Raw genomic sequence first — 15,686 nt, 5'->3', positions numbered from 1 at the left:
CTCAGACGCGGGCGGCGGTGACCGCCGCCGAGCCCCAGGTGGTGCGCCAGCGGCGTTTAACACCGTGCAGGCCAAACCAGGCCAGTACGCCCAGGCTGGCGAACAACCACAGCCCCAGTTGATAGTCGCCGCTGTGTTGCTTGATTGTCCCCAGGCCGGCTGCCAGAAGGAAACCGCCGATGCCTCCGGCCATGCCGATCAGCCCAGTCATTACCCCGATTTCCTGGCGAAAGCGCTGCGGAACCAACTGGAACACAGCGCCGTTCCCCGCACCCAGGCCCAGCATGGCGCTGACGAACAACGCCAGTGCGGCCACGGCGCTGGGCAGGTTGAAGCCGACCGCGGCGATGCAGATGGCTGCCAGGCTGTACATGGCCAGCAGTGTGCGGATGCCGCCGAAGCGGTCAGCCAATGCGCCGCCAAGCGGGCGCATCAGGCTGCCACCGAAGACGCAAGCCGCGGTGTAGTAACCGGCGGTGACGGGGTCCAGATGGTACTGGTCGTTGAAGTAGCCGGGCAGGGCACTGGCCAGGCCGATAAAGCCGCCGAAGGTGACGCTGTAGAAGAACATGAACCACCAACTGTCACGATCACCGAGGGCTTTGAGGTAATCCGCTACGGCTTTGGGTTTCGCGCGCTGCGGGGCGTTGCGCGCCAGCAGGGTGAACAGTGCCAGGGTCAGGATCAGCGGTATCAGGGCGAAACCAAAGACGTTGCTCCAGCCAAAGCCGGCGGCCAGCACCGGAGCCAAGAGGGCGGCAAACACGGTGCCGGAGTTTCCTGCACCGGCAATGCCCATGGCCTTGCCCTGATGTTGGGCCGGGTACCACTGTGAAGCCAGCGGCAGGGAGACAGCAAAGGAGGCGCCGGCCACACCGAGGAAAACCCCAAGCAGCAGCGCCTGTTCATAGCTGTGAATCCCCATGCGCCAGGCGCAGAACAGTGCGGTGATGACAATCACCTGGCCGATCAGTCCGGCGGTTTTCGGCGACAATCGGTCAACCAGCACGCCCATGATGAAGCGCAGGATGGCACCCGACAGAATCGGTGTCGCCACCATCAGGCCGCGTTGTTGGGTGGTCAACTGCAAGTCGCTGGCGATTTGCACGGCCAGCGGGCCCAGCAGGTACCAGACCATGAAGCTAAGGTCGAAATACAGGAAGGCGGCAAACAGGGTTGGGATATGGCCGGATTTCCAGAAGCTCGTATTCATCGAACACCTCGGTCAGCATTGCAACGGAAGTCGTACCCCGGAGGGCGAAACGAAAAAAACGCCGCTGCCCGACCAGCCTGAGCTGGAGGGCGAGCGACGTCTTTGTCGGAAATGTGTGGCAACCGCCGTTGGCTACCTGTGACTACGAATTAGCAAGAGCCGGGCCAGAATGGCGATCAGCCAAGCAAGTCGTTCATGGCAATGACCTGCTCGGCAACCTGAATCAGTTTCTGTTGCTTGCTCATGGCCTGGCGCCGCATCAAGGTGTAGGCCTCTTCTTCGTTGCAATGCTTCATCTTCATCAATAAGCCCTTGGCCAGTTCGATGCGCTTGCGTTCTGCCAGTTGCTGGTCGCGCGCCTGCAGCTGCGCACGTAGGGCCTGGTCGCTCTCAAAGCGGGCCATGGCCACCTCGAGAATCGGTTGCAGGCGGCTGGCCTGAATACCTTCGACGATATACGCGCTGACGCCGGCGTGGATGGCCTGGCGCATGATTTTGGGGTCGTGTTCGTCGGTAAACAGCACGATCGGTCGGGCAAGATCACGGTTGACCAATACCACCTGTTCCATCACGTCGCGGCCGGGTGACTCGGTATCGATCAGAATGACGTCCGGGCGCACCGTTTCGACGCGCAACGGCAGGTCGATGGTCAGCCCGGATTCTTCAATAACCTCGAACCCGCTTTCGATCAGCGCAGCTTTGAGTCGGCCGACTTTTTTCTCGGTGTCGTCGATCAGCAGGATACGCAGCATAGGGGCCTTTCCTCTCAGTGCTGGGCGCGCGCCACGGGCGCGTCGGCCAGGGCATGCAGGCGAAAGCTGCGGGCATATCCATACGGGTCGGTGCCGTCCCAGTGCGTTCCATCGATCAGTTGGCTGCTGCGCATGGCCGATTCCGGGCAAGGTACGCCCAATGCGCCGGCGGCTTCGCGGTACAGCGTCAACTGATGAATGCGTTGGGCGACCGCCAGGTAGTCCGGGTCGTCACGTAACAAGCCCCAGCGGCGGAACTGGGTCATGAACCACATGCCGTCTGACAGGTAGGGCAGGTTGACGCGGCCGTTATCGTGCAGGCGCAAGGCATGCGGGTCGTGCCAGTGGTTGCCGAGGCCATCGTGGTAGTCGCCCAGCAGGCGCGGTTCAATGTGGCTGACCGGGGTGTCGAGGTAGCTGCGGTCGCTGAGCAGTTGCGCGGTGCTGCGGCGGTTTTCAGGGCTTTGTTCGATGAACCGGCTGGCAGCCAACACCGCCATCACCAGTGCCCGCGCTGTGTTCGGGTAGCGCTCGACGAAGGCGAGCGTGCAGCCGAGTACTTTTTCCGGGTGGTCTGGCCAGATCGACTGGCTGGTCGCCAGCGTGAAGCCCAACCCCTGCTCGACAGTACTGGCTGCCCAGGGCTCACCCACACAAAAACCGTCGATCCGGCCGGCCTGCAGGTGCGCGGGCATTTGCATTGGCGGGATCACCACGCTGTTGACGTCTTCCAATGGGTGAATACCCTGGCTGGCGAGCCAGTAGTACAGCCACATGGCGTGGGTGCCGGTCGGGAAGGTCTGGGCGAAGGTCAGTTTTGTCTGGTTTTGGTGCGCGTGGCGCTCCAATGCTTCAGGATCGGTCACGCCCAGGTTTTGCAGCGCCTTGGAGAGGTTGATGCTCTGCCCGTTCTGATTAAGCCCCATCAGCACCGCCATGTCGGTGGTGGTGCCACCCCCGATGCCCAGGTGTACCGCATAGATAAGGCCATACAGGCTGTGAGCGGCATCCAGTTCGCCGCTGATCAGCTTGTCGCGCAGGTTGGCCCATGAGCTTTGGCGCTTGAGGTTGAGGGTCAGGCCCGTAGGGCTGGGCAAACCCCTGGGTGGCGGCCACGACCAGTGGGGCGCAGTCGGTCAGGGCCATGAAGCCGATATCCAGGCTGTGCTTTTCTGGCGCATCGCTGCCATTGACCCAGGCCAGTGGGTTTGCCGGGAGTGTAGTGTTCACGTGATGTTGACCGCTCTGTCGTTCTTGCCTGCCCGAATGCAGACAGGTTTCGTGGAGGTGACAAAGCAACCCATATGCCAGACCGGGGTCGTGGCGCTGTCCTCGGGCCTGTGCCGCCGCTATAATCGCGCTTTTATTTCCGTCGAGCTAAGCCCGCCCATGTATAACCTGGCCCGCCAGCTGCTGTTCAAGCTTTCCCCGGAAACCTCCCACGACCTGTCCCTGGACCTGATCGGTGCCGGTGGTCGTCTGGGTATCAACGGTTTGCTGACCAAGGCGCCGGCCCGTTTGCCGGTGACCGTGATGGGGCTGTCGTTCGACAACCCGGTCGGTCTTGCCGCTGGCCTGGACAAGAATGGCGCGGCCATCGACGGTTTCGCTCAGTTGGGCTTTGGTTTCGTCGAGATCGGTACCGTCACCCCGCGGCCGCAGCCGGGTAATCCCAAGCCGCGCCTGTTCCGCTTGCCTGAAGCTCAGGCAATCATCAACCGCATGGGTTTCAACAACCTTGGGGTCGACCACCTGCTTGCCCGTGTGCAGGCCGCCAAATACCGCGGTGTGCTCGGCATCAATATCGGCAAGAACTTCGATACGCCGGTCGAGCGTGCAGTGGATGACTACCTGATCTGTCTGGACAAGGTCTACAGCCATGCCAGCTATGTGACGGTCAACGTCAGCTCGCCGAATACGCCCGGCCTGCGCACCCTGCAGTTCGGTGACTCGCTCAAGCAATTGCTTGAAGCCCTGGCCGAGCGTCGTGAGCAACTGGTGACGCAGCACGGCAAGCGTGTGCCGCTGGCCATCAAGATCGCGCCTGACATGAGCGACGAAGAAACTGCGCTGGTGGCTGCAACGTTGCTGGAGTCGGGCATGGATGCGGTGATCGCAACCAACACCACCCTCAGTCGCGAAGGGGTCGAAGGCTTGCCGCATGCTGACGAGGCGGGCGGTCTTTCCGGCGCGCCGGTGCTGGCGAAGAGTACCCATACGGTGAAGATTCTTGCCGGTGAACTGGCCGGTAAAATGCCTATAATCGCCGCAGGTGGTATTACCGAGGGGCGGCATGCAGCAGAAAAAATCGCTGCTGGCGCCAGCCTGGTACAGATTTACTCGGGCTTCATCTATAAAGGACCTGCGCTGATTCGCGAAGCAGTAGACGCGATTGCCGCGTTACCAGGCCGCTGAACCGCAGGCATAAAAAAGGGCCCCGTCAGGGGCCCTTGGGCCTTAGCCCGCCGCCCGGATAGGGCTGGCATGGTTAATCGAATTCGATCCTCGTTCAGCCAACGGCGTGAAGTTCGTTGAGTCTGTGGATACCCGCAGTGCCGGTCATACCGTCCCAGTTGTCGCCTCGTCCTTCACGCCAGCCGTTGATCCAGGCTTGGCGAACCGACGGTAGAGTAAAAGGGCAAAGCTCGCGGGATTTGCCGGTGACCCCATATTGGTAGCCACGTGAAAATGCTCGTTCCAACGGATCACGCTTAAGTCTTCTCATAGGGTGTTGCCCTCACTTGTTGACTGTAATGTCCCGTCGGCCTCGTCTGAGGCCGGGCAGAATCGTTCTGCCGGTGTGCGCTCGCTGCCGGCGTGGCGAGCAGTAAGTGTTGCCCCGTTGCGGTGACAACATAGTTTGATTTCTAACCAATGCACGACACACTGTGAATGATCGATTTGTCATAAGGACGTAACCTTTCATAGGGTCACAAGGATAAGTAAAAAATTGCTACTGCGATGGATTCTCGGAAAAGGCCGCTATCATCAGGCTTTGCCCGTAGATGACGTCAGTTGGCCAGTGCTGAAGGTCACCTTCAGTTGAACCAAGAAAACGACGAAGGGTCATCACGATTCTTTTGTAACGGATATTTTCACTCTGCCCGGTGATCAGTGCTGCGTTGTCGCATGCACAGGTCTGTTCTTCCGGGTGGTCCGGTACCCCGCTCGGGTACCACTCGAATGCTTGATGGAAGGGCGTTCGATCAAACATCGAAAGGGCGATGCGCTTGCCCTTTCACTTATTGCTCAAGGCTTGGAAAACTCATGTCGGACCGTTTCGAACTTTACCTAACCTGCCCCAAGGGCCTGGAAGGCCTGCTAGCCGAGGAGGCGCGCGGGCTTGGCCTTGAAGAGGTGCGCGAGCACACTTCCGCCATTCGCGGCGTGGCCGACATGGAAACTGCCTATCGCCTGTGCCTCTGGTCGCGCCTGGGTAACCGCGTGCTGTTGGTGCTCAAGCGCTTTTCGATGAAGAACGCCGACGACCTGTACTACGGCGTGCATGACGTCGAGTGGGCCGATCATCTGGATGCCGCCGGGACACTGGCCGTTGAGTTCAGCGGTCATGGCTCGGGTATCGACAATACTCACTTCGGTGCCCTGAAGGTCAAGGACGCCATCGTCGACAAGCTGCGCACTTCAAGTGGTGAGCGCCCGTCGGTCGACAAGCTCAACCCGGACCTGCGTGTGCACCTGCGCCTGGACCGCGGTGAAGCGATTCTGTCGCTGGACCTGTCCGGGCACAGCCTGCACCAGCGTGGTTATCGTTTGCAGCAAGGCGCTGCGCCACTGAAGGAAAACCTTGCCGCTGCGGTGTTGATCCGTGCCGGTTGGCCGCGCATTGCCGCCGAAGGTGGCGCGCTGGCCGACCCTATGTGTGGTGTTGGTACGTTCCTGGTCGAAGCGGCAATGATCGCTGCCGACATCGCCCCGAACCTCAAGCGCGAGCGCTGGGGTTTCAGTGCCTGGCTGGGCCACGTCCCGGCGCTGTGGCGCAAGCTGCATGACGAAGCCCTGGCGCGTGCCGAGGCTGGCCTGGCGCGACCACCGCTGTGGATTCGTGGCTATGAAGCCGATCCGCGACTGATTCAGCCGGGGCGCAATAACGTCGAGCGCGCAGGGCTGAGCGATTGGGTGAAGATTTATCAGGGCGAGGTGGGTTCGTTCGAGCCGCGTCCAGACCAGAATCAGAAAGGCCTGGTCATCTGTAACCCGCCTTACGGCGAGCGTCTGGGTGATGAAGCCAGCTTGCTCTACCTTTACCAGAACCTGGGCGAGCGCCTGCGTCAGGCCTGCCTGAACTGGGAGGCGGCGGTGTTCACCGGTGCGCCGGATCTGGGCAAGCGCATGGGCATTCGCAGCCACAAGCAGTATGCCTTCTGGAACGGCGCGTTGCCGTGCAAGCTGCTGCTGATCAAGGTGCAACCGGATCAGTTCGTCACGGGTGAGCGTCGTCAGCCTGAGCGCGATGGCAATGACACCGCGCAACCGACCGCCGCATCGGCCAGCGAACCTGCACGCCTGAGTGAAGGCGGACAGATGTTTGCCAACCGCCTGCAGAAGAACCTCAAGCAACTGGGCAAGTGGGCCAAGCGCGAGAACATCAGTTGCTACCGCCTTTATGATGCTGACATGCCGGAATACGCACTGGCCATCGATCTTTATCAGGATTGGGTGCATGTGCAGGAGTACGCGGCACCCCGTTCGATCGATCCGGAAAAGGCGCAGGCGCGTTTGTTCGACGCCTTGGCGGCCATTCCTCAAGCCCTCGGTATCGATCAGAGCCGTGTGGTGGTCAAGCGCCGCGAGCGGCAGTCCGGTACTCGCCAGTACGAACGGCAGAACACTCAGGGGCAGTTCACTGAAGTCAATGAGGGCGGGGTGAAGCTGCTGGTCAACCTGACTGACTACCTGGACACCGGCCTGTTCCTCGACCATCGCCCGATGCGGATGCGCATCCAGCGTGAAGCAGCGGGCAAGCGTTTCCTCAACCTGTTCTGCTACACCGCCACGGCCAGCGTGCATGCGGCCAAGGGCGGTGCGCGCAGCACCATGAGTGTCGACCTGTCACGCACCTACCTGGATTGGGCGCGGCGCAATTTCTCGCTCAACGGCTTCTCGGACAAGAACCGCCTGGAGCAGGGTGATGTGATGGCCTGGTTGCAGGCGTGTCGCGACGAGTACGATCTGATCTTCATCGACCCGCCGACCTTCTCCAACTCCAAGCGGATGGAAGGTGTATTCGACGTTCAGCGTGACCATGTCGAGTTGCTGGACCTGGCGGTTGCACGGCTGGCGCCGGGCGGTGTGTTGTACTTCTCGAACAACTTCCGCAAGTTCCAGCTGGATGAGCGTCTGAGCGAGCGGTATGCCGTAGAGGAAATCAGCGCCCAGACACTGGACCCGGACTTTGCACGCAACAGCAAGATCCACCGTGCCTGGAAGATTCAGGCGCGCTGAGTCCGTTTGATTGTGGGGTGCTCCACGCCGTGGTTATCAAGCCTCGGCGAGGGTGCCCCGAAACCGCCGAAGGCTGTCCAGGTGCGCTACCTGTACAGCCTTCGGTGCTTATCTGTCCCTGTTAGGCCCTTGGCCTCAGGGTTGTACGGCCGCTGTGCTGTTCACCAGCTTGGGTTGGCGGTACAGGTCCAGCAGCACCTGGTCAAGAATCGCCGAAGCGCCCCAAGGTTTTGGGTCGTTGAGGATCGCTACCACGGCCCAGGTATTGCCGTTGCTGTCGCGGCTGTAGCCCGCAATGGCGCGTACGGTGTTCAGGGTACCGGTCTTGATGTGGGCTTCGCCGGCCATGGCGGTGCGCTTGAGGCGCTTGCGCATGGTGCCATCCATGCCGGTCAGCGGCATCGAACTGATGAACTCGGCGGCATAGGGGCTCTTCCAGGCGGCTTGCAGCAGCGTCGCCATTTCGCGCGCGCTGATCCGTTCGGCACGCGACAGGCCTGAGCCGTTTTCCATGATCAGGTGCGGCGCAGTAATGCCCTTTTTCGCCAACCACTGACGGACCACGCGTTGAGCGGCGCGCGCATCATCGCCATCGGCGTCGGTGCGGTATTGCGCGCCCAGGCTGAGGAACAGCTGTTGGGCCATGGTGTTGTTGCTGTACTTGTTGATATCACGAATGATCTCGACCAGGTCCGGGGAGAATGCCCGAGCCAGAAGGCGGGCATTCTTCGGCAGGGCGTCGACCCGGTCGCGGCCGTCGATGCTGCCGCCCAGCTCGTTCCAGATTGCCCGCACTGCGCCGGCGGCATAGGTGGGGTGATCAAGCAGGGAGAGGTAGGTTTGAGAATTGCAGCCTTCGCCCAATTGACCACTGACGACCACGGTGATGCCATCGGCCCGTGTTATCGGGTTGTAGCGCACATCGCCCGTGCACTGCTTGCCGGCTACGGCCTTGACCTGATTGTCGATGTGTATGGTGGCGATCGGTGGTTCGACCGACACCAGCACTTTGCCGCCATCGTTACGGGCAACGAAACGCAGGGCCTTGAGGTTGATCATCAACGCGTCGGGCTTGACCAGAAACGGCTTGTTCTCATCGCCGCCGTCGTCATTGAACTGGGGAAGTTGGGGTTGGACGAAATGGCTGCGGTCGAGCACCAGGTCGCCGGTAATGCGTTGAACGCCATTGGCGCGAAGGTCACGCATCAGCAGCCAGAGTTTTTCCATGTTCAGCTTGGGATCGCCGCCACCCTTGAGGTACAGGTTGCCTTGCAGCACCCCGTTGCTCAGCGGGCCGTCACTGTAGAACTCGGTTTTCCACTGATGGGTGGGGCCGAGCATCTCCAGTGCGGCATAGGTGGTGACCAGTTTCATGGTCGAGGCCGGGTTGACCGAGACATCGGCATTGAACACGGTGGGCGTTCCGGGGCCATTGAGCGGCAGCATCACCAGCGACAGGGCCGATTCCTGCAGTTTGTTGGTCTTCAGGGCCTGTTCGACTTTCGGCGAAAGGGTCGTGTTGACGGCAGCCGCATGGCTTGGCAATGCCAGTGGCAGTAAAAGGCCGGCAACAAGAAGAGGGCGTAGTGATTTGATCATCTGAGGTAGAACCCTGCGAGCGAGGGGTGAAAAAAACGAGGCGATATAAGATGGACGCCCCGGTATGACAAAAATAATGCGTGCATTATGCCCCAAGCTGCGCAGCGATGGGCGGCTTCATCGACCTTGGTTTTGACTTGAAAGCCTCCTGTTCATGGCAGTCGGTTTTCCTGCCGTGGCGTTTTAATCGGGCACCGGGGAGGCAAAACTGATAGAGTGCGCCGCGTTATTACTTAAGAGGATTGTTTCATGGCGACCAACCGTTCCCGCCGTTTGCGTAAAAAGCTCTGCGTGGGTGAATTCCAGGAGCTGGGCTTCGAACTGAACCTGGAGTTCAAGGAAGATCTGACCGAAGAAGCTGTCGATGCCTTCCTCGATGCCTTTCTTGTAGAAGCCATGGACGCCAACGGCCTGGACTATGTCGGCGGCGACGACTTCGGCCTGGTCTGCTCGGCCAAGCGTGGCTCGGTGACTGAAGCGCAACGCGCTGCTGTCGAGGCTTGGTTGAAGGCTCGCAACGAGCTGACCAAGATCGAGCTCAGCCCGCTGCTCGATGCCTGGTACCCGGAAAACGAAATCAATCCGGTTCCTTGATATCCAGTGAAACGGCAGCCTCAGGGCTGCCGTTTTCAGTTTTGCCTGCCTTGTTTTGCTTTCTCCTCACTCCTCCTGCAGGCTTGTTACAGCGCTCAGCTCTGTAATTTTTTCCTGCAAGGCCAGTTCGAACGTCTGCATTTCCCGCAACAGCCGTTGGCGCCGACGCCGGATTACCGGTTCCTGGGCATTTTTGCTGCACGCGCGCTCCAACTGCTCGCAGGCTTCCATCAAGGCTGATGCCTGAACGATGCGTGCCGCCCCAAGTACCTTGTGGGCATGGTCCATCAAGGCTTCTGGTGACCCCTGTGTGTCGAGCTCCAGCAATGTCTGCCGGTCGCGCTGATTGCTTTGCAGCAGTTGTTCGAGCAGGCGGCGCAGATCGCTGCGAGAGCTACCTACCACAGGTTCCAGGCGCTCAAGGTCCAGTTCGGCGACGTGTGCCACGCGTGGCGCATGGGGCAGCAGCGGTGCTTGTGCCAGGCGCTGGCCAAGGGCTCTGAGGCTGATCGGTTTGAGCAGGCAGTCATCCATGCCGGCCTGCAGGCACTGCCCACGGGCCTCTGGCTGGGCGTTGGCGGTGTAACCCCACAGGGTGCAGCGAGTCAGCCCGTGTTGCTGCTCATGCTCGCGAATGGCCTGGGCAAGCTGGTAGCCATTCATTCGCGGCATGTTGCAATCGATGATAAGTACATCGAAATGCCCCTGCTTCCAGGCGTGCAGCCCGCTCAGGCCGTCCTCGGCGCTGGTATGGCGCACGCCCAGATAATCCAGTTGCTGAGCCATCAACAACAGGTTGGCCGGGTGATCGTCGACGACCAGTACGCTCATTTCCGCCGGCACTGCGGGTGTTTCCGGTTCCGGTGCCTGGGTTTCGGTGCAGGCCTCAAGCCCGGTCAGCGGCATGGTGACCTGAACATCGGTACCGTGCCCCGGTTGACTGTGAAGGATCAGCCGGCCACCCATCATTTCACACAGGTTGCGACTGATCACCAGGCCCAGGCCGGTGCCACTGCGGGCTAACTGGCTCTCGGGGGAGACTTGGGCAAAGGGATGGAACAGGCGTTGCTGGTCGCTTTGGCTGATGCCGATGCCGGTGTCCTGCACCGACATTTCCAGGGTCAGCCCGCTGGCACCCGGGTTCGGGTACAGGGACACATGTACAGTGACATGGCCACGTTCGGTAAATTTGATGGCGTTGCTGACCAGGTTGGACAGGATCTGCTTGAAGCGAAGCGGGTCGAGCAATACATCGCGTTGAGCATTGATGGCGATGTCCATGTTCAGGCGCAGGCCTTTCTGACGAGCCAGCCCGTCGAACACCCGTCCTACTGACTCCACCAGTTCGGCCAGATTGACGCGCTCCGGCGCCAGGCTCAGGTGGCCGGATTCGATGCGGGCAATGTCCAGAATGTCACCAATCAATGCCAGCAGGTCGGTCGCCGAGTTGTGTGCGACTTCGATGGCCAGTTGGTCGAGCTGACCCTTTTCGGCGCGTTTGAGCGCCAGTTCAAGCATGCCGATCACCGCATTCATGGGGGTACGGATTTCATGGCTCATGGTGGCCAGGAAGGTGCTCTTGGCACGGTTGGCCTCGTCGGCCTGTTTCTTCGCCAGGCGCAGGTCTTCGATCAGTTGGCGGCGTTCGCTGATGTCGATCCAGCCGCCAATGATGCCCTGAACCTCACCTAGCGAGTCGCGGTACGGCAGGATCCAGTGATAGATGGTCAATTGCCGGTCCTTGAGCAGCAGGGGGCGATCGCCGATCAGCGGTGTACCCTGCTTCATGACCATCTCGTAGTCCGCATGGATCTTTCGCGCCTGGCGCTTTCCACCTTTTCCGCCGGATGGCACCGGCTTGCCGAGCACCGCTTCCGCTTTGGCCTCAAGCGCCTCCAGGTAGCTTTCGTTGCAGGTTTGCAGCAGCCCCTGGCGATCCCGGACATAGATGGGGTGTGGGGTGCCGTTGACCATTGCACGCATGAAGGCCAACTGGTCGTTGAGGGCGCGCTCAGCCGCTTCACGCTGTTTGATCTGCCGACGCATCCAGGCGTTCCAGGCCAGCGATAGCAGCAGTAGCGCAGCGGTGCCGAGAATGATCTGCACGATCAGGCGCTGATGATTGCGCCAGTACGAGTCACCACCGGCGCTGTAGCCGCGCCAGCGGCTGTTGATGACGCCCAGCTCTTCGGGGGTGATGCTCAGCAAGGCCTTGTCGAGAATCGAACTGAGTTCCTGGGCGCCTTTGGCCGTGGCCATCGAAAAGTTTGACGGCTCGGCGCCGACCGTCGAGCGAATGATCAGATCCGGCTCGGAGGCCATGCTGAAATTGGCATTGATCAACGCCGTGATCGTACCGTCCACCTGGCCTTGGGCGAGCAGCGAGGTTGACGTTGAGGTGCTTTCTGTCTCGACCAGTTGAATCGTTGGAAAACGTTGGCGCAGCAGGTTGATGACCGTGCTGCCTCGGGTCAGTGCTACCCGCTTGCCTTGCAATTGCTCCAGGCTGGTTGGCTGATCCGATCCCTTGCGCGTCACCAGGACATAGGAGTTTTCCAGGTAGGGCCGACTGATCGCGAGCGTGGCATCGCGCTCGGCGCTGGGCGAAATGGCGGCGATCACATCGGCATTGTTGTTGTCGATACGGTGGATCATGTCGCTGATGCCCGTGGTGCGTTGCACCTCGAAGCGCAGCCCTGTGCGCAGGCGAATCAGTTCGAGCAGGTCGGCGGCGATGCCGCGAAAATTGCCGGAACTGTCAAAGAAGGTCAGTGGTGCAGCGTTTTCGTTGACCACCACGCGTACCACGGGATGTTCACCCAGCCAGCGCTCTTCGCGCTTGGACAGTTGCAGTTTGCGGTCGCTCAGCAAGACTCCGCTACCTGCGCTCCAGCGCTGGAAGATGCGTTCCCGCGTGGCGCTGGATACCGCGCTGAGTGTTGCGTTGACCATCCCCAGCAGCATCTTGTTGTCGCTACGCAGGGCAAAGCTGAAGCCCACGGGTTCGTGTTTGCCGAAGTTGGCCATCTTGACGTTCTGCAAGTAGCCCTGGTTGATCATGTAGTGTGTCGAGATGGTATCGCCGAGAAAAACATCGGCCTGATCGAACGCCACGGCATTGAGTGCGTGCTGGTAGGACACGTAGGTGTGGGTGGTCGCTTTGGGGTAGGTGGTGCGTACCTCGTCCAGTGGCAAGTAATGGTAAACCATGCTCAAGCGCAGATTGGCCAGGCCGGTGTTGAGCGGCCTGCTTTCGTCTTCGCGGGTGACCAGTACCGGTTGATCAATCGCGTAGGGGTGTGAGAGTACGACGCCCTGTGCGCCGGCCTCGTAGCCGTTGGCGCTGCCCAGCAGATCGATCCTGCCCTCGGTCAGTGCGCGAACGGCATCCTCTCGGTTGGCGAAACGTTCGACGCGAATCGGGATATCGAGCGTATTGCTCAGCAAGCCGGCGTAGTCCGCCGTCAGGCCCTCGTAGTCACGGCCGCTGGCGGTCATGTCGAACGGGGGGTAATCCGGCGCAGAGGTACCCAGTATCAGTTCGTGTTTGTCATTGAGCCATTCCGTCTGCTCTGGTGTCAGGGTGATGTTGATCCGAACCGGGCCCGAGCGGCTAAGCAGGGCATACTGACCCGGTTGGTCGACCTCGGCCATTGCCGCCTGCAAGGTACAGGCGGATATCGCCAGCATGCATGCGGCAGTGAAGTGCTTCACCATGGCGCTCTTCATACCAGTGCATTGCGTTTTGCCATTTCAATCAATTCCACCAGCGAGTTTGCCCTGAGCTTTTGCATCAGGCGCTTCTTGTAAGTGCTCACGGTCTTGTTACTGAGAAACATGCCTTTGGCAATTTCCTTGTTACTCCTGCCTTGGGCAAAGAGTTGCAGCACCATAAGTTCCCGGTCATTGACGTGTTTGAAGAGATCAATCTCGTTGTTGGTGTTTTCAGCATCCCGGGCGTGAGTAAGGGCTTGGCTAGGGAAGTAGTTGTATCCCGACAGTACCGCTTTTATGGCGCTGAGCAGTTCGCTGAGGTCTTCTTGCTTGCACACATACCCGCTGGCGCCCGACTGCATGCAGCGCATGGCAAACAGTGTTGGGGACTGGGCCGTCAGCACCAGTATCTTGAAGGGGAGCGACATGGCATGAAAGCGTGAAAGCACTTCCAGCCCGTCGAGTTTCGGGATGCTGATGTCCAGAATAATAAGGTCTGGCTGGCATTCTCGAACCATTTGCATGGCATCTACGCCGTTATCCGATTCGCCGGCTACCTGGTAGCCTTCATTCTCCAACAGCATGCGCACGGCTAAACGTATGACCGGGTGATCATCAACAATAAAAACAGAATACATAGGCCTCTTCCGGTGGGAACCAATAGGAGGGCGCACCTTAGCTCAGATGTAGAGCGGTGCGCAGGCATACAGGGGGGAGAGTGGCCAATATGGGATAATTCCTACAATTTAAACAGTGTAGGACTACGCGTTTAGCTCGATACTTGTTGTGTCAATGCTGTTTTTTAATCAATTTGTTGCGCGTTTTACGAACTGTTTAAGTTGTTTGTTGTATTTGTAGGTTGTTTCTTACAGGGCGAGTTAATTTGGTATGTAAGCTTCTGCTGTACAAGAGTCCTGACGGGCAGGACTCTTGTGGGCGGGCGTCGGCTCAGACCAGGCTCGAGCGCCCGGTCATTTCGCGCGCCATCTCGCTGGCATAGCTGTCGGTCATCCCGGCGATGAAGTCGATCATGCGCATGAATGAGTTGTGCAGGGAGCCTGCCGGGTTCGGCGCATTGTTGCCGAGCAGGTCGAGAATGCGACGGTGCTTGAACGAGGGCGTGCGCCCACCATGCTGTTCCAAGGCTGCACCACAGAACGAGTTGAGGAGAATTTCCAGTGTGGTGTAGGCGCCGATTTCATGCAGTGTCTTGCGTTTGTCCTGGAAGATTTTTTTGCGCGCCATGTCCTTGGCCTGGAGTACGCAACGCTTGGCCGGACCGTGCATATGTTCGACCAGATCCCCCTGCAGCGTGCCGGCGAGCAGCGCGGGTTGCTGCTCGACAAAGGCGCGGGCCGCGGCGTTGGTGAGGTGCTCGATGGCCTTGCCGCGCAGGATCGCCAGTTTGCGTCGACGCGAATCAGCGGGGCCGAGCTGGCGGTAGGTTTCCGGTAGGTCATCGCCGACCAGGCCAAGCAACAGCGACTCGACTTCGGCATAGTCCAGCAGTTCCATCTCAAGGCCATCCTCAAGGTCGATGAGGGCATAGCAGATGTCGTCTGCTGCCTCCATCAGGTAGACCAGTGGATGGCGCGCCCAGCGCTGTTCTTCCAGTTGCGGCAGGCCCAGCTTTCGGGCGATCTGCTCAAGCAGCGGCAGTTCGCTCTGATAACAGCCGAACTTGTGCTTCTTGTAGCCAAGCGCGTCGGCATGGCGCGCGGTCCACGGGTATTTCAGGTAGGTGCCCAGCGTTGCGTAGGTCAAACGGGTGCCGCCATCGAACTGGTGGTACTCCAGTTGCGTCAGCACGCGAAAACCCTGGGCATTGCCTTCAAAGTTGAGGAAGTCGGCACGCTCGGCGTCGCTCATTGCATCCAGCCAGCCGCGCCCGGCCGCTTGCTGAAACCAGTGGCGTATGGCGTCTTCGCCAGAATGGCCGAACGGTGGATTACCAATGTCATGGGCCAGGCAGGCCGACTGAACCACCATGCCCAGGTCACTGGGTTCACACCATTGGGGCAGGCTATCGCGCAGGGTTTCGCCGACGCGCATGCCCAGTGAGCGGCCCACGCAACTGACTTCCAGGGAGTGGGTCAGGCGGGTGTGGATATGGTCGTTGCTTGACACCGGGTGGACCTGGGTCTTGCGCCCCAGGCGGCGGAAGGCGCCGGAGAAGATGATGCGGTCATGGTCTTTGTGGAACGGGCTACGCGCCGAGCTCTTCGGGGCTGTGCAGGGTTTTACCAAGGCGTTCGCGGGTAAGCAGGGTGTGCCAATCCAAGGCCATTTCTCCAGGTCAGGTGCAAGGCAGTCATTGCCCTAGCTTCCTGTGTCGAGCGCTCGGCTGCAAG

Annotated in this window: 9 protein-coding genes and 2 pseudogenes; 3 read left to right on the top strand and 8 right to left on the bottom strand. The window is 60.2% G+C overall.

Features of this window, described 5'->3' with window-relative positions; translation table 11 throughout:
- Position 1: 1 nt before the first annotated feature.
- The 3 genes and pseudogenes from ACZ9H3_RS08320 to ACZ9H3_RS08310 form a co-directional block, all read right to left on the bottom strand.
- On the bottom strand, positions 2-1,213 hold the full coding sequence (locus tag ACZ9H3_RS08320) for a nitrate/nitrite transporter (RefSeq protein WP_476220313.1): 1,212 nt from the start codon (positions 1,211-1,213) through the stop codon (positions 2-4).
- Between the two features lie 176 nt (positions 1,214-1,389).
- The gene (locus ACZ9H3_RS08315; RefSeq protein ID WP_099775420.1) at positions 1,390-1,965 is read right to left on the bottom strand and encodes an ANTAR domain-containing response regulator; all 576 of its coding nucleotides are present in this window, start codon (positions 1,963-1,965) and stop codon (positions 1,390-1,392) included.
- A 14-nt stretch (positions 1,966-1,979) separates the two neighbouring features.
- Positions 1,980-3,195, bottom strand: a pseudogene (locus ACZ9H3_RS08310) (CmpA/NrtA family ABC transporter substrate-binding protein).
- Positions 3,196-3,354: 159 nt separating this feature from the next.
- Between ACZ9H3_RS08310 and ACZ9H3_RS08305 the strand changes: the two are divergent.
- The gene (locus ACZ9H3_RS08305; RefSeq protein ID WP_330522944.1) at positions 3,355-4,380 is read left to right on the top strand and encodes a quinone-dependent dihydroorotate dehydrogenase; all 1,026 of its coding nucleotides are present in this window, start codon (positions 3,355-3,357) and stop codon (positions 4,378-4,380) included.
- A gap of 94 nt (positions 4,381-4,474) precedes the next feature.
- Here the strand turns inward: ACZ9H3_RS08305 and rmf are convergent, their stop codons facing one another.
- Complete coding sequence (gene rmf / locus ACZ9H3_RS08300; protein WP_010223328.1) at positions 4,475-4,690, bottom strand: ribosome modulation factor; 216 nt, start codon at positions 4,688-4,690, stop codon at positions 4,475-4,477.
- A gap of 542 nt (positions 4,691-5,232) precedes the next feature.
- Here rmf and rlmKL point away from each other — a divergent pair.
- The gene (gene rlmKL / locus ACZ9H3_RS08295; RefSeq protein ID WP_330522942.1) at positions 5,233-7,428 is read left to right on the top strand and encodes a bifunctional 23S rRNA (guanine(2069)-N(7))-methyltransferase RlmK/23S rRNA (guanine(2445)-N(2))-methyltransferase RlmL; all 2,196 of its coding nucleotides are present in this window, start codon (positions 5,233-5,235) and stop codon (positions 7,426-7,428) included.
- A gap of 135 nt (positions 7,429-7,563) precedes the next feature.
- Here the strand turns inward: rlmKL and dacB are convergent, their stop codons facing one another.
- Entirely contained in the window at positions 7,564-9,027 is a 1,464-nt protein-coding gene (dacB, locus tag ACZ9H3_RS08290) for a D-alanyl-D-alanine carboxypeptidase/D-alanyl-D-alanine endopeptidase (protein ID WP_065761160.1), read from the bottom strand.
- Between the two features lie 249 nt (positions 9,028-9,276).
- On the opposite strand from dacB, the gene ACZ9H3_RS08285 reads away from it, so the two are divergent.
- A complete protein-coding gene (locus ACZ9H3_RS08285) occupies positions 9,277-9,621 on the top strand; it encodes a YggL 50S ribosome-binding family protein (RefSeq protein ID WP_099775416.1) in 345 nt (114 codons plus the stop codon).
- Between the two features lie 66 nt (positions 9,622-9,687).
- Here ACZ9H3_RS08285 and ACZ9H3_RS08280 read toward each other — a convergent pair whose 3' ends face one another.
- From ACZ9H3_RS08280 to ACZ9H3_RS08270, 3 genes and pseudogenes are all read right to left on the bottom strand, one after another.
- Entirely contained in the window at positions 9,688-13,350 is a 3,663-nt protein-coding gene (locus ACZ9H3_RS08280; protein WP_476220306.1) for a transporter substrate-binding domain-containing protein, read from the bottom strand.
- Positions 13,347-13,973 carry a response regulator transcription factor gene (locus ACZ9H3_RS08275; RefSeq protein WP_065761162.1) on the bottom strand — a complete coding sequence of 209 codons (627 nt, stop codon included), beginning with the start codon at positions 13,971-13,973 and terminating at the stop codon, positions 13,347-13,349. Before ACZ9H3_RS08275 ends, ACZ9H3_RS08280 begins: the two co-directional genes overlap by 4 nt.
- A gap of 310 nt (positions 13,974-14,283) precedes the next feature.
- Positions 14,284-15,616, bottom strand: a pseudogene (locus ACZ9H3_RS08270) (deoxyguanosinetriphosphate triphosphohydrolase).
- Positions 15,617-15,686 lie beyond the last annotated feature (70 nt).

The sequence above is a fragment of the Pseudomonas sp. TE3910 genome, from assembly GCF_056279025.1.
The sequence above is the reverse complement of the archived record's forward strand: the minus strand, read 5'-3'. Positions and strand labels throughout refer to the sequence as shown.